At 41.4% G+C, this 14,048-nt stretch carries 17 protein-coding genes and 1 pseudogene; 17 read left to right on the top strand and 1 reads right to left on the bottom strand.

Translation table 11 applies throughout. The features are described from left to right. Positions 1-62 precede the first annotated feature (62 nt). The 17 genes and pseudogenes from PAN07_RS15585 to PAN07_RS15505 all read left to right on the top strand — a co-directional run bounded on the left by PAN07_RS15585 (position 63) and on the right by PAN07_RS15505 (position 12,750). Entirely contained in the window at positions 63-1,100 is a 1,038-nt protein-coding gene (locus PAN07_RS15585) for a M42 family metallopeptidase (RefSeq protein WP_049510678.1), read from the top strand. Position 1,101: 1 nt separating this feature from the next. After that, entirely contained in the window at positions 1,102-1,572 is a 471-nt protein-coding gene (locus PAN07_RS15580) for an HIT family protein (RefSeq protein WP_269798296.1), read from the top strand. A 2-nt stretch (positions 1,573-1,574) separates the two neighbouring features. Then, positions 1,575-2,291 (top strand): LD-carboxypeptidase LdcB/DacB, encoded by a 717-nt coding sequence (ldcB, locus tag PAN07_RS15575; RefSeq protein WP_020902091.1) that lies wholly within the window; start codon positions 1,575-1,577, stop codon positions 2,289-2,291. 122 nt (positions 2,292-2,413) lie between these two features. Beyond that, positions 2,414-2,839, top strand: a complete 426-nt coding sequence (gene rplK, locus PAN07_RS15570) for a 50S ribosomal protein L11 (RefSeq protein WP_001085807.1) — start codon at positions 2,414-2,416, stop codon at positions 2,837-2,839. Positions 2,840-2,936: 97 nt separating this feature from the next. Continuing rightward, a complete protein-coding gene (gene rplA, locus PAN07_RS15565; protein ID WP_001085675.1) occupies positions 2,937-3,626 on the top strand; it encodes a 50S ribosomal protein L1 in 690 nt (229 codons plus the stop codon). Positions 3,627-3,807: 181 nt separating this feature from the next. Beyond that, the gene (locus PAN07_RS15560; protein ID WP_020902089.1) at positions 3,808-4,320 is read left to right on the top strand and encodes an adenine phosphoribosyltransferase; all 513 of its coding nucleotides are present in this window, start codon (positions 3,808-3,810) and stop codon (positions 4,318-4,320) included. A 182-nt stretch (positions 4,321-4,502) separates the two neighbouring features. Further along, positions 4,503-5,447 (top strand): homoserine O-succinyltransferase, encoded by a 945-nt coding sequence (gene metA / locus PAN07_RS15555; protein WP_120718916.1) that lies wholly within the window; start codon positions 4,503-4,505, stop codon positions 5,445-5,447. A gap of 8 nt (positions 5,448-5,455) precedes the next feature. Further along, positions 5,456-6,133: a DnaD domain-containing protein gene (locus PAN07_RS15550; protein ID WP_261116853.1), complete on the top strand. Its 678-nt coding sequence runs from the start codon at positions 5,456-5,458 to the stop codon at positions 6,131-6,133. Positions 6,134-6,230: 97 nt separating this feature from the next. After that, complete coding sequence (gene tpiA, locus PAN07_RS15545) at positions 6,231-6,989, top strand: triose-phosphate isomerase (RefSeq protein ID WP_000087893.1); 759 nt, start codon at positions 6,231-6,233, stop codon at positions 6,987-6,989. An 81-nt stretch (positions 6,990-7,070) separates the two neighbouring features. Continuing rightward, a pseudogene (locus tag PAN07_RS15540) lies at positions 7,071-7,409 on the top strand (ATP-binding cassette domain-containing protein); the annotation flags it as partial. A 217-nt stretch (positions 7,410-7,626) separates the two neighbouring features. Further along, positions 7,627-8,145 carry a Dps family protein gene (locus PAN07_RS15535; RefSeq protein WP_004237560.1) on the top strand — a complete coding sequence of 173 codons (519 nt, stop codon included), beginning with the start codon at positions 7,627-7,629 and terminating at the stop codon, positions 8,143-8,145. A gap of 207 nt (positions 8,146-8,352) precedes the next feature. Then, on the top strand, positions 8,353-8,691 hold the full coding sequence (locus PAN07_RS15530; RefSeq protein ID WP_084863024.1) for a zinc ribbon domain-containing protein YjdM: 339 nt from the start codon (positions 8,353-8,355) through the stop codon (positions 8,689-8,691). Positions 8,692-8,693: 2 nt separating this feature from the next. Further along, positions 8,694-9,323, top strand: coding sequence for a Pr6Pr family membrane protein (locus PAN07_RS15525; RefSeq protein ID WP_269798286.1), 630 nt, complete (start codon positions 8,694-8,696; stop codon positions 9,321-9,323). A gap of 225 nt (positions 9,324-9,548) precedes the next feature. After that, on the top strand, positions 9,549-10,700 hold the full coding sequence (locus PAN07_RS15520; protein ID WP_269798285.1) for an MFS transporter: 1,152 nt from the start codon (positions 9,549-9,551) through the stop codon (positions 10,698-10,700). A 98-nt stretch (positions 10,701-10,798) separates the two neighbouring features. Next, entirely contained in the window at positions 10,799-11,548 is a 750-nt protein-coding gene (truA, locus tag PAN07_RS15515; protein WP_269798284.1) for a tRNA pseudouridine(38-40) synthase TruA, read from the top strand. Then, positions 11,538-12,311 (top strand): bifunctional hydroxymethylpyrimidine kinase/phosphomethylpyrimidine kinase, encoded by a 774-nt coding sequence (locus PAN07_RS15510; RefSeq protein WP_265465189.1) that lies wholly within the window; start codon positions 11,538-11,540, stop codon positions 12,309-12,311. The genes truA and PAN07_RS15510 overlap by 11 nt, the downstream gene beginning before the upstream one ends. After that, entirely contained in the window at positions 12,289-12,750 is a 462-nt protein-coding gene (locus PAN07_RS15505) for an ECF transporter S component (protein ID WP_084863029.1), read from the top strand. Before PAN07_RS15510 ends, PAN07_RS15505 begins: the two co-directional genes overlap by 23 nt. 104 nt (positions 12,751-12,854) lie before the next feature. Here PAN07_RS15505 and PAN07_RS15500 read toward each other — a convergent pair whose 3' ends face one another. Next, positions 12,855-13,937: a Xaa-Pro peptidase family protein gene (locus PAN07_RS15500; protein ID WP_084863030.1), complete on the bottom strand. Its 1,083-nt coding sequence runs from the start codon at positions 13,935-13,937 to the stop codon at positions 12,855-12,857. Positions 13,938-14,048: the final 111 nt, after the last annotated feature.

Raw genomic sequence — 14,048 nt, 5'->3', positions numbered from 1 at the left:
GTGATTTTCTTTTTTTATCCGATGATAAATGTGTTATAATAGGTAGCAAAAGAGGTGAAGAAATGAATCAAACAGTAGAATATATCAAAGAACTGACAGCCATTGCGTCGCCAACGGGCTTCACTCGGGAGATTTCGGACTATTTAGTCAAGACTCTAGAAGGTTTTGGTTACCAGCCGGTTCGCACAGCTAAGGGTGGTGTCAATGTGACCATCAAAGGTCAAAATGATGAGGAGCATCGCTATGTGACTGCCCATGTGGATACGCTGGGTGCTATTGTCCGTGCTGTCAAATCAGATGGCCGTCTCAAAATGGACCGTATCGGTAGTTTCCCTTGGAACATGATTGAAGGAGAAAACTGTACCGTTCATGTGGCTAGCACAGGTGAAAAAGTATCAGGAACCATCCTCATCCACCAGACTTCTTGCCATGTCTATAAGGATGCAGGAACTGCAGAACGCACGCAGGACAATATGGAAGTGCGTTTGGATGCAAAAGTAACCAGTGAAAAAGAAACTCGTGCTCTTGGTATTGAGGTCGGTGATTTTATCAGCTTTGACCCACGAACTGTCGTGACAGAGACAGGTTTTATCAAGTCTCGTCATTTGGACGATAAGGTCAGCGCAGCGATTTTGCTTAACCTGCTTCGTATTTATAAGGAAGAGAAGATTGAATTGCCAGTAACAACCCATTTTGCTTTTTCAGTCTTTGAAGAAGTGGGACACGGTGCTAATTCTAACATTCCTGCTCAGGTAGTAGAATATCTGGCTGTGGATATGGGAGCTATGGGAGATGACCAGCAAACAGACGAAGATACAGTGTCTATCTGTGTCAAGGATGCTTCTGGACCTTATCACTATGACTTCCGTCAACACTTGGTTGCTTTGGCTAAAGAGCAAGATATTCCATTTAAGCTGGATATCTATCCATTTTATGGTTCGGACGCTTCAGCAGCTATGTCTGCAGGGGCAGAAGTCAAACACGCCCTTCTCGGTGCTGGTATCGAGTCTAGTCATTCTTATGAGCGTACTCATATTGACTCGGTGGTTGCAACAGAGCGTATGGTGGATGCTTACCTTAAGAGCACGTTGGTGGACTAATATGTGCCTGATTTGCCAGAGAATTGAACTCATCAAGAAGGGAGAAAATCCCTATTTTGTCAAAGAGTTGGAAACAGGCTATCTTGTGATTGGAGACCACCAGTATTTTGCAGGCTATAGTCTCTTTCTAGCCAAGGAACATGTCACCGAATTGCATCATTTAGAGAAGGAAACTAGAATCCGTTTTCTAGAGGAAATGAGTTTAGTCCAAGAGGCGGTTGCTAAGGCCTTTGCTGCTGAGAAAATGAATATCGAACTGCTAGGAAATGGTGATGCCCATCTTCATTGGCATCTTTTTCCTAGACGAAGAGGTGACATGAATGGTCACGGTCTCAAGGGGCGTGGGCCAGTCTGGTGGGTTCCCTTTGAAGAAATGACAGCAGAAACCTGCCAAGCAAAACCGGATGAGATTAAAAGATTAGTCGAACGTTTATCGTCAGAACTAGATAAATTATTGAAAATAAAGGAGTAGAAATGAAAAAAAGATACCTTGTCTTGACAGCCTTGCTAGCCTTGAGTTTAGCAGCTTGTTCACAGGAAAAAGCAAAAAATGAAGATGGAGCAGCTAAGACAGAACAAACAGCCAAAGTTGATGGAACAGTCGGAAATAAGTCTCAAGAAGCCACCCAGAAAAAAGCAGAAGTGGTTAATAAAGGTGACTACTACAGTATTCAAGGGAAATACGATGAAATTATCGTAGCAAATAAACATTATCCATTATCTAAAGACTACAATCCAGGGGAAAATCCAACAGCCAAGGCTGAGTTGGTCAAACTCATCAAAGCGATGCAAGAGGCAGGCTTCCCAATTAGTGATCAATACAGTGGTTTTAGAAGTTACGAGACTCAGACTAACCTCTATCAAGATTATGTCAATAAAGATGGAAAGGCTGCAGCAGACCGTTACTCTGCTCGCCCTGGCTATAGCGAGCACCAGACAGGCTTGGCCTTTGATGTGATTGGGACAAATGGTGATTTGGTGACAGAAGAAAAAGCGGCCCAATGGCTTTTGGACCATGCAGCTGATTATGGCTTTGTTGTCCGTTATCTTAAAGGTAAGGAAAAGGAAACAGGCTATATGGCTGAGGAATGGCACCTTCGTTATGTCGGAAAAGAGGCTAAAGAGATTGCAGCTAGTGGCCTCAGTTTGGAAGAGTATTTCGGCTTTGAAGGTGGAGATTACGTCGATTAAAAAATAAACTTTTCTCTTGCAATTCCAGATAAATAGTGTATAATAGATGGGTATGTGAAAAGCATACTTGTGGGAGGTAAAAATCTCTAATTACCGCCAAAACCACAAAGGAGGATTTAAAAATGGCTAAAAAAGTCGAAAAACTTGTAAAATTGCAAATCCCTGCTGGTAAAGCTACACCAGCTCCACCGGTTGGACCTGCTCTTGGTCAAGCTGGTATCAACATCATGGGATTCACAAAAGAGTTCAACGCTCGTACAGCTGACCAAGCTGGTATGATCATTCCAGTTGTTATCTCAGTTTACGAAGATAAATCATTTACTTTCATCACTAAAACACCACCAGCTGCTGTTCTTTTGAAAAAAGCTGCAGGTGTTGAAAAAGGATCAGGTACACCTAACAAAACTAAAGTTGCTACAGTTACTCGTGCACAAGTACAAGAAATTGCAGAAACTAAGATGCCAGATTTGAACGCAGCAAACGTAGAGTCTGCAATGCGTATGATCGAAGGTACTGCTCGTTCTATGGGATTCACTGTTGTTGATTAATCAATAACACCCCCAATATAACCCGCAAGACTTCATCATTTCGAGAAGTGACGTGGGAGATGAAAATCGATTGAACCACTTACAAGGAGAATAGAAAATGGCTAAAAAAAGCAAACAACTTCGTGCTGCTCTTGAGAAAATCGACAGCACAAAAGCATACAGCGTAGAAGAAGCTGTAGCACTTGCAAAAGAAACTAACTTTGCAAAATTTGACGCAACTGTAGAAGTTGCTTACAACTTGAACATCGACGTTAAAAAAGCTGACCAACAAATCCGTGGAGCAATGGTATTGCCAAACGGTACTGGTAAAACTTCACGCGTTCTTGTTTTCGCACGTGGTGCAAAAGCTGAAGAAGCAAAAGCTGCTGGTGCAGACTTTGTTGGTGAAGATGACCTTGTTGCTAAAATCAATGACGGTTGGTTAGACTTCGACGTAGTTATTGCTACACCTGACATGATGGCTCTTGTTGGACGTCTTGGACGTGTCCTTGGACCACGTAACTTGATGCCAAACCCTAAAACTGGTACTGTAACAATGGATGTTGCTAAAGCAGTTGAAGAGTCTAAAGGTGGTAAAATTACTTACCGTGCTGACCGTGCAGGTAATGTTCAAGCAATCATCGGTAAAGTATCATTTGAAGCTGAAAAATTGGTTGAAAACTTCAAAGCTTTCAACGAAACAATCCAAAAAGCAAAACCAGCTACAGCTAAAGGAACTTACGTAACAAACTTGACTATCACAACTACTCAAGGTGTTGGTATCAAAGTTGACGTAAACTCACTTTAATCAGTAGTTTATAAACAAAGGCGAGTACGAAAGTGCTCGTTTTTTGATTGCTTTTGTATCCAATAAAGTTGGAAGTGAACTATTTTTGCTCTTGACTTGAAAAGGAAAATGGAGTTTTACTTTCTTCTTTTGGAGAAAATATGGTATAATAGAGAGTAAAAACTTTGAAAGAAAGAAAAAGATGAATTTAAAAGATTATATTGCAACAATTGAAAATTATCCAAAGGAAGGTATTACTTTCCGTGATATCAGTCCTTTGATGGCTGATGGGAATGCTTATAGCTACGCTGTTCGTGAAATCGTTCAATATGCTACTGACAAGAAAATTGATATGATCGTAGGGCCTGAGGCTCGTGGATTTATCGTGGGTTGTCCAGTTGCCTTTGAATTGGGAATTGGTTTTGCACCTGTTCGTAAGCCAGGTAAATTGCCACGCGAAGTCATTTCTGCTGACTATGAAAAAGAGTACGGTGTTGATACCTTGACTATGCATGCTGACGCTATTAAGCCAGGTCAACGTGTTCTTATCGTGGATGACCTCTTGGCAACAGGTGGAACTGTTAAGGCAACTATCGAAATGATTGAAAAACTTGGTGGTGTTGTAGCAGGTTGTGCCTTCCTTGTTGAATTGGATGACTTGAACGGCCGTGAAAAAATCGGTGACTACGATTACAAAGTTCTTATGCATTATTAATGAAAAACAGTCCCTAGGGCTGTTTTCTCTACATTAGGATATAAAAATAGACTATAGCTAGTTAGAGAAAAACTATAATTGAAAACTATATCTTCTTGCAGTATAATAAAAGGACTAAGTGTTTGAGATTTGGCTTCAAACATATGCAATGATTCCTGAAAGAATACAGTTAGGAGAAGGTTATGCCGATTCGAATTGATAAAAAATTGCCAGCTGTTGAGATTTTACGGACAGAGAATATCTTTGTCATGGATGATCAACGTGCGGCCCACCAAGATATCCGTCCCTTGAAAATTTTGATTTTAAACCTAATGCCCAAAAAAGTGGTCACAGAGACCCAGTTGTTACGGCATTTAGCAAATACTCCTTTGCAATTGGACATAGACTTTCTCTATATGGAGAGCCACCGTTCCAAGACGACTCGTGCAGAGCATATGGAGACTTTTTATAAAACTTTTCCTGAAGTCAAGGACGAGTATTTTGATGGGATGATTATCACAGGGGCTCCGATTGAGCATTTACCATTTGAGGAAGTGGACTATTGGGAGGAATTCAGTCAGGTGCTTGAGTGGTCCAAGACCCATGTCTATTCGACCCTTCATATCTGTTGGGGAGCTCAGGCTGGACTCTATCTTCGCTATGGAGTGGAAAAACACCAGATGGACAGTAAGTTATCGGGTATTTATCCTCAGGACACTTTAAAGGAAGGTCATCTTCTCTTTAGAGGATTTGACGATAGCTACGTATCACCTCATTCTCGGCATACGGAGATTTCTAAGGAAGAGGTCTTAAATAAAACCAATCTTGAGATTTTATCAGAGGGCCCGCAGGTTGGGGTTTCGATTTTGGCCAGTCGGGATTTACGAGAAATTTATAGTTTTGGGCATTTGGAATATGACCGTGATACCTTGGCAAAAGAGTATTTTAGGGATCGTGATGCAGGTTTAGATCCACATATTCCAGAAAATTACTTTAAGGATAATGATGTTAATCAGACACCTTGTCTTTGTTGGTCTTCATCAGCAGCCCTCTTTTTCAGTAACTGGGTGAATTATGCGGTCTATCAGGAAACCCCTTTTGACTGGAGAAAAATAGAAGATGATGCATCCGCATTTGGGTATTTATAAGAGGAATTATGACATATTTAGACGCTTTTAAATCAGGGAACTTGGTTTTACCGAGTGCCCTGCTCTTGCATTTTAAGGAACTCTTTCCGTCTAGCGATGATTTTCTGGTCTGGCAATTTTTCTATTTTCAAAATACGACAGGCTTAGAAGAAATGTCGCCAAGCCAGATTGCTGAAAGGATTGGCAAGGAAATTTCGGATGTCAATCAGGCTATTTCCAATCTGACGGAAAGGGGACTGCTTCAGTATCGAACCATCGAATTGAATGGTGAAATTGAATTGCTTTTTGATGCAAGTTTGGCTCTGGAACGTTTGGATGACCTGCTTGGAGCTGCTCATTCAAGTTCAGACCAGTTGACACCTCAAAATCAGCTTAAAGATTTAGTGGAAACCTTCCAGCAGGAATTGGGACGCCTGTTGACCCCTTTTGAGATTGAGGATTTGACCAAGACTCTTAAGGAAGATGGAACTAGTGCTGACTTGATTAAGGAAGCTCTTCGTGAAGCTGTTTTGAATGGAAAACCAAACTGGAAGTACATTCAGGCCATTTTGAGAAATTGGCGCCATGAAGGCATTAAAAGTGTGCCTCAAATAGAGGCCAAGCGAGCAGAGAGAGAAGCAAGTAATCCTCAGTTGACACAGGTATCGGCAGATTTCAGAAATGCCATGGATCTCTGGAAGGATTAATCCATGTAAGCAGGCTTGAAATCCGAGTAAGATTTGCAAGCTGTGTCTAATTGTGATAAAATAAATAGAAAATAAATTGAAAAAAGAGGTATGTGAAATGTCACGTAAACCATTTATCGCTGGTAACTGGAAAATGAACAAAAATCCAGAAGAAGCTAAAGCATTCGTTGAAGCAGTTGCATCAAAACTTCCTTCATCAGATCTTGTTGAAGCAGGTATCGCAGCTCCAGCTCTTGATTTGACAACTGTTCTTGCGGCTGCAAAAGGTTCAAACCTTAAGGTTGCTGCTCAAAACTGCTACTTTGAAAATGCAGGTGCTTTCACTGGTGAAACAAGCCCACAAGTTTTGAAAGAAATCGGTACTGATTACGTTGTTATCGGTCACTCAGAACGCCGTGACTACTTCCATGAAACTGACGAAGATATCAACAAAAAAGCAAAAGCAATCTTTGCAAACGGTATGCTTCCAATCATCTGTTGTGGTGAGTCACTTGAAACTTACGAAGCTGGTAAAGCTGCTGAGTTTGTAGGTGCTCAAGTATCTGCAGCATTGGCTGGATTGACTGCTGAACAAGTTGCTGCATCAGTTATCGCTTACGAACCAATCTGGGCTATCGGTACTGGTAAATCAGCTTCACAAGACGACGCACAAAAAATGTGTAAAGTTGTTCGTGACGTTGTAGCTGCTGACTTTGGTCAAGAAGTTGCGGACAAAGTTCGTGTTCAGTACGGTGGTTCTGTTAAACCTGAAAACGTTGCTTCATACATGGCTTGCCCAGACGTTGACGGTGCCCTTGTTGGTGGTGCGTCACTTGAAGCTGAAAGCTTCTTGGCATTGCTTGACTTTGTAAAATAATCGACTCTTTATTAACATTATTTGGTTGAAGAAAAGCTAAAATCGAGAAAGGACAAATATCGTCCTTTCTTTTTTGCTATTAAAGCGGCTAATGTAGACCATTTTATTCGAACTCTTCCTGGTGGTTATATCATGGAGATGAACCAAGACTCCAGCAATATTTCCCTCGGGCAAAAACAACTGTTGACCATCGCGCTTGCTATTCTAGCTAATCCTAAAATTCTCATTTTAGATGAGGCGACTTCCTCTATTGATACCCGTTTGGAACTCTTGATTCAAAAAGCTATGAAACTGTTGATGAAAGGAAGGAACAGTTTTGTCATCGCCCGCTGTCTCTAGACCATTTAAGAAGCAAATAAGATTCTCGTTCTTAAGGATGGACAGATTATTGAGCAGGGAAATTACGAAAGATTACTCTAAGCAAAAGGCTTTTATTATGAACTTTACCAAAGCCAATTTTCAAGTAAATCTGATAAAGTGAGCTAATCAGAACTAACTAAACTTTTCTTAAATTATCAGTCTATTGCAACTTTTCTCATGTGAGTCATTTGGCTTGCTATTGGTTTTCATTAGTAGTATACTAAGGGAGTAAACACTAAGAAGTGGTTACAAATAATAATGAATGAGGTAAAATAAAATGGTAGAATTGAAAAAAGAAGCAGTAAAAGACGTAACATCATTGACAAAAGCAGCGCCAGTAGCATTGGCAAAAACAAAGGAAGTCTTGAACCAAGCTGTTGCTGATTTGTATGTAGCTCACGTTGCTTTGCACCAAGTGCATTGGTACATGCGTGGTCGTGGTTTCCTTGTATGGCATCCAAAAATGGATGAGTATATGGAAGCTCTTGACGGTCAATTGGATGAAATCAGTGAGCGTTTGATCACACTTGGAGGAAGCCCATTCTCTACATTGACAGAATTCCTTCAAAACAGTGAAATCGAAGAAGAAGCTGGTGAATACCGTAATGTTGAAGAAAGCTTGGAACGTGTGCTTGCTATCTACCGTTACTTGTCAGAACTCTTCCAAAAAGGTTTGGATGTCACTGATGAAGAGGGTGATGATGTGACAAACGGTATCTTCTCAGATGCTAAAACTGAAACTGATAAAACAATCTGGATGCTTGCCGCAGAACTTGGACAAGCACCTGGTTTATAAGATAAATGCATCCCTTTCTATCATGAGTTTCTGTATCACTACTCATGATAAACTATCTTTTAAAAATCATGTAGCAGAAAAAGTTACATGATTTTTTCTTTACTCCTCCGGCGACTCATTTGTCAAAATACTAATTTTAAGGTATAATAGTTGCTGTTCGAGAAATTTTGATTTTCAAAGAATAGTGAATGATGATAAGGAGAAACCATGAACAACCTACCAAATTGCCCAGAATGTAACTCAGAGTATGTCTACGAAGACGGTGCACTACTGGTTTGCCCAGAGTGCGCTAATGAGTGGAATCCTGCTGAAGTTGCAGAAGTAGAAGAAGGCCTTGTCGCTATCGATGCCAACGGAAATAAATTGGCTGACGGTGATACAGTAACCCTCATCAAGGACTTGAAAGTAAAAGGTGCGCCAAAAGATTTGAAACAAGGAACGCGCGTGAAAAATATTCGCATCGTAGAAGGCGACCACAATATCGACTGTAAAATCGATGGCTTTGGTGCCATGAAACTCAAATCAGAGTTTGTGAAGAAAATTTAAGCATGTCAAAGCACTATAAACTAGTATTTTATAGCCGTATCTTCTTGTTTCTAGCGGCTTTTACGGGAGTTTATCTTGAAATCGCCAAGCATGGTGGCTTTGGGATGTTGCTCTATTATACGGTTCTGTCCAACCTTGTAGTCGCGATTTTTACGCTCTATCTCCTAAAGGTTATGAGCCGTTTAGGTGAAAACTGGCAAAGGCCAAGCCTCTTGCGCTTAAAAGGTGGGGTCACCATGAGTATCATGATTACCTGTGTGATTTACCATTTCCTCCTGGCGCCCATTGCGACTAATTTCTATACCCTAGAAAATTTCCTTTGCCACTATATCGTTCCCCTCTGGTTTTTAGCAGATACCCTCTTTTTTGACAAACAGGGTCAATACAAGATTTGGGATCCAATTGTGTGGACGATTTTACCCTTGCTTTATATGATTTTTGCTCTTTTTAATGGCTTGGTACTGAAACTTGATGTTCCTAATTCTAAGGTCAGTCCCTTCCCTTACTTCTTTTTGAATGTGAACAAGGGGTGGGATGTCGTGTTCAAGTGGTGTCTGATTATCTTTGTTGCCTATATGGTGGCAGGATTTATCTTCTACTTTATTAAGCAAATCAAGAGAAAGTCATCCTAATACTCTTCGAAAATCAAATTCAAACCACGTCAGTTTCGCCTTGCCGTACTCAAGTACAGCCTGCGGCTATCTTCCTAGTTTGCTCTTTGATTTTCATTGAGTATAAGACACAAGGGATTCATTTTCGAGTTTAAGAAGGAGTCTACAAACCAATGAGACTTCTTCTTTTCTTGCTTGATAACCATCAAAAAATAGAAGATTAAGAGAAAGATAGAAAGAGATTTCATGAAACAATTTTTAGAACGGGCCAGTATTTTGGCTCTCTCCCTCGTTTTGATTACGTCCTTTTCGATTTCAAGTGCCCTACCAGCCATGTTTGACTATTATCAAGGTTATCCTAAGGAACAAATTGAGCTTTTGGTGAGCTTGCCTTCCTTTGGGATCATGATCATGTTACTACTAAATGGTTTCTTAGAAAAAATATTCCCTGAGCGCTTACAGATTAGTTTGGGTTTACTGATTTTATCACTGAGTGGAACAGCACCCTTTTGGTATCAAGCCTATCCTTTTGTCTTTGGAACACGTATTCTCTTTGGTTTAGGTGTTGGGATGATCAATGCCAAGGCCATTTCCATTATCAGTGAACGCTTTCAAGGAAAAACGCGAATTCAGATGTTAGGGCTACGCGGTTCTGCAGAGGTCGTTGGGGCTTCTCTCATCACCTTGGCAGTCGGCCAGTTGTTGGCCTTTGGTTGGACAGCTACCTTCCTAGCCTATAGTGCTGGATTTTTGGTACTGACCCTTTATCTGCTCTTTGTCCCTTATGGAAAGGAAAAGAAAGAAGTCAAGAGAAAGGAGAAGGAAGCAAGTCGCTTAACTAGGGAAATGAAGGGCTTGATTTTTATCCTAGCTATCGAAGCGGCAGTTGTAGTTTGTACCAATACAGCTATTACCATCCGTATTCCAAGCTTGATGGTGGAAAGAGGGCTTGGAGATGCCCAGTTATCTAGTTTTGTTCTTAGTGTCATGCAGTTAATCGGGATTGTGGCTGGTGTGAGTTTCTCTTTCTTGATTTCTATCTTTAAAGAGAAACTGCTCCTCTGGTCTGGTATTACCTTTGGCTTAGGGCAAATTGTGATTGCCTTGTCTCCATCCTTGTGGGTGGTGGTGGCAGGAAGCATTCTGGCTGGTTTTGCCTACAGTGTAGCCTTGACGACGGTCTTTCAACTTGTCTCTGAAAGAATTCCAGCTAAACTCCTCAATCAAGCAACCTCATTTGCTGTATTAGGCTGTAGTTTCGGAGCCTTTACGACTCCATTTGTTCTAGGTGCAATTGGCTTACTAACTCACAATGGTATGTTGGTCTTTGCCATTTTAGGCTCATGGTTGATTGTAACCTCTATCTTTGTCATGTATCTACTTCAAAAGAGAGCTTAGGATTCATTTCCTAAGTTTTTCTTTCGGGATTTTTGTACCCAGACAATATTTATTTTAGACTCTTGTTTACAGATTATTTTCTTGATAAAATAGAAGTTATGACAAGATATAAAGCAACTATTTCCTATGATGGTTACGCCTTTGCTGGTTTTCAGTGCCAGCCTCATGCGCGTAGCGTTCAGGAAGAAATTGAAAAAGCCTTGACCAAGCTAAATAAAGGGCAAGCCATTACTGTTCACGGTGCTGGTAGGACAGATAGTGGGGTTCATGCCCTGGGACAGGTGATTCATTTTGACCTGCCTTATCAAATGGATGAGGAGAAGCTCCGTTTTGCTCTAGACACTCAGTCCCCTGAAGATATTGATGTGATTTCGATTGAGCTTGTGGCGGATGATTTTCATTGCCGTTATGCTAAGCACAGTAAGACCTATGAGTTTATCGTGGATAGGGGCCGTCCTAAAAATCCTATGCGCCGTCACTATGCCACTCACTTTCCCTATCCACTCGATGTGGAACGCATGCAGATTGCAATCAAAAAGTTAGAGGGAACCCATGATTTTACCGGTTTTACAGCCTCTGGGACTAGTGTAGAGGATAAGGTTCGCACCATCACAGAAGCTAGTTTAGCAGTTGATGAGACAGGTCAGTTTTTGACCTTTACCTTTTCAGGAAATGGTTTCTTGTATAAGCAGATTCGCAATATGGTGGGGACACTGCTCAAAATCGGCAATAACCGCATGCCAGTAGAGCAGATTGACCTCATCTTGAAGAAAAAGGACAGGCAGCTTGCAGGTCCCACTGCAGCACCAAATGGTTTGTATTTAAAGGAGATTCGTTATGAAGAATAATCGTATTTTAGCACTTTCTGGAAATGATATTTTTAGTGGCGGTGGTTTATCAGCAGATTTGGCTACCTATACTTTGAACGGCTTGCATGGCTTTGTAGCAGTGACTTGTTTGACAGCCTTGACAGAGAAGGGGTTTGAAGTCTTTCCAACTGACGATGCCATTTTTCAACATGAATTAGATAGTTTGCGTGATGTGGAGTTTGCAGGGATTAAGATTGGTCTTCTCCCTAATGTTAGTGTAGCTGAGAAAGCATTGGATTTTATCAAGCAACGCCCAGGAGTACCTGTGGTATTGGACCCTGTCTTGGTCTGCAAGGAAACGCATGACGTGGCTGTTAGTGAGCTCTGCCAAGAGTTGATTCGCTTTTTCCCTTATGTGAGCGTAATTACGCCTAATCTCCCAGAAGCAGAATTATTGGCTGGTCAGGAAATCAAAACCTTGGAAGACATGAAAGCTGCAGCGCAGAAATTGCATGATTTAGGAGCGCCAGCAGTCATTATCAAGGGAGGCAATCGCCTTAGTCAGGACAAGGCTGTAGATGTTTTTTATGATGGACAGAACTTTACAGTCTTAGAAAATCCTGTCATCCAAGGGCAAAATGCTGGTGCAGGTTGTACCTTTGCCTCTAGCATTGCCAGTCACTTGGTTAAAGGTGATGAACTTTTACCAGCAGTAGAAAGCTCTAAGGCTTTCGTTTACCGTGCTATTGCACAAGCAGATCAGTATGGAGTAAGACAATATGAAGCAAACAAAAACGACTAAAATTGCCCTTGTATCCCTATTAACCGCCCTCTCTGTGGTTCTAGGTTATTTCTTAAAAATTCCAACACCGACAGGCATTCTAACTCTTTTAGATGCGGGTGTCTTCTTTACGGCCTTCTACTTTGGTAGTCGTGAAGGGGCTGTAGTAGGAGGACTAGCAGGTTTCTTGATTGACCTCTTATCAGGCTATCCTCAGTGGATGTTCTTTAGCTTGGTCAACCATGGCTTGCAGGGATTTTTCGCAGGATTTAAAGGAAAAGCTCAGTGGCTAGGTCTTATCTTAGCAACGATTGCCATGGTAGGGGGCTACGCCTTGGGTTCAACTTTGATGAATGGCTGGGCAGCAGCCCTACCAGAAATCCTACCGAATTTCATGCAAAATATGGTAGGGATGATTGTAGGATTTATCCTTAGTCAAAGTATTAAGAAGATTAAGTAAAGAGGCTGAGTCAAAAGTCCTAAAAATCAGCAAAAACGCATACTATCAGGTGTTGAAAAAACTTGATACTATGCGTTTTGTTGTGGGAAGATTTTGGAAGAATATTAATCAAAATAAAGCAAGTCTTTGCTGGTGTTTGTAAAGAGGTCAAAGCCATCCTTGGTAACAACACCGCAATCTTCGATGCGGACACCGACTTTACCAGGGATATAGATACCTGGTTCAACAGAGAAGCACATGCCTTCTTCGATGACCATGTTGTTTCCTTCCATGATAGATGGAAATTCGTGGACATCCATACCGATACCGTGACCGAGACGGTGGTTGAAGTACTCTCCGTAACCAGCTTTTTCGATGACCTCACGGGCAGCGCGGTCTACTTCATGGGCAGTCACACCTGGTTTGATAAATTCAAGAGCAGCTTGTTGGGCTTCAAGAGTCAAGTTGTAAATATCTTTCTTGAATTGGTCAGGTTTACCGACAGCGACTGTACGAGTCATATCTGACGCGTAGCCGTTTACTAGAACACCAAGGTCAAAGAGGAGAAGAGCATCATTTTCGACCTTATTAGCTGCTGGAATGCCGTGTGGATTTGCAGCGTTATCTCCAGTCAAGACCATGGTATCAAAGCTCATTTCATAGCCCTCACGTTTCATGGCAAAGTCGATTTGAGCGATGATATCTGTCTCGGTCTTATCAAGAGAAATATTGTCAAAACCAACATTAACTGCTTTATCAGCATAGAGACCTGCAACCATCATTTTTTGTACTTCATCAGCTGATTTGATGAGACGCATGCGTTGGATACGAGGAGTGAGGTTTTCAAACTCAGCAGTTTCAAAGACTGTTTTCAAGCCATGATATTTAGTCAAGATGAGATTGTCAAACTCGACAGCGACACGTTTGAAGTCAAGCTGTGGAAGAGCATGTTTCATTTTTTGCCATGGATTTTCAGAATCCACATAGCCCACAACTGGGAAGGAAACAGTGCTGCTTGCACGCTCAACTTCAAGGGCTGGGACAAAGAGGAGGGGTTCCTGATCCGCTAGGACAAAAAGGAACATTTGGCGTTCATGGGGATCACTGTAAAAGCCAGTGAGGTAATTGATTGTGACGGGGTCAGATACGACAGCGACGTCTAGTTTTTCTGATTCAAGATATGTTACGATTTGTTGTAATTTAGACATATGCTACCTTCTTTCTACCCCTCTATTTTGGCAAAAAAAGAGAGAAAATGCAAGGGAGAAGGGTAAAAGAAAAGACAAAAAGAACTCCGGTAAGATAGCGGAGTTCTTTGA

This window comes from Streptococcus sp. SM5, from assembly GCF_027497975.1.
The sequence above is the reverse complement of the archived record's forward strand: the minus strand, read 5'-3'. Positions and strand labels throughout refer to the sequence as shown.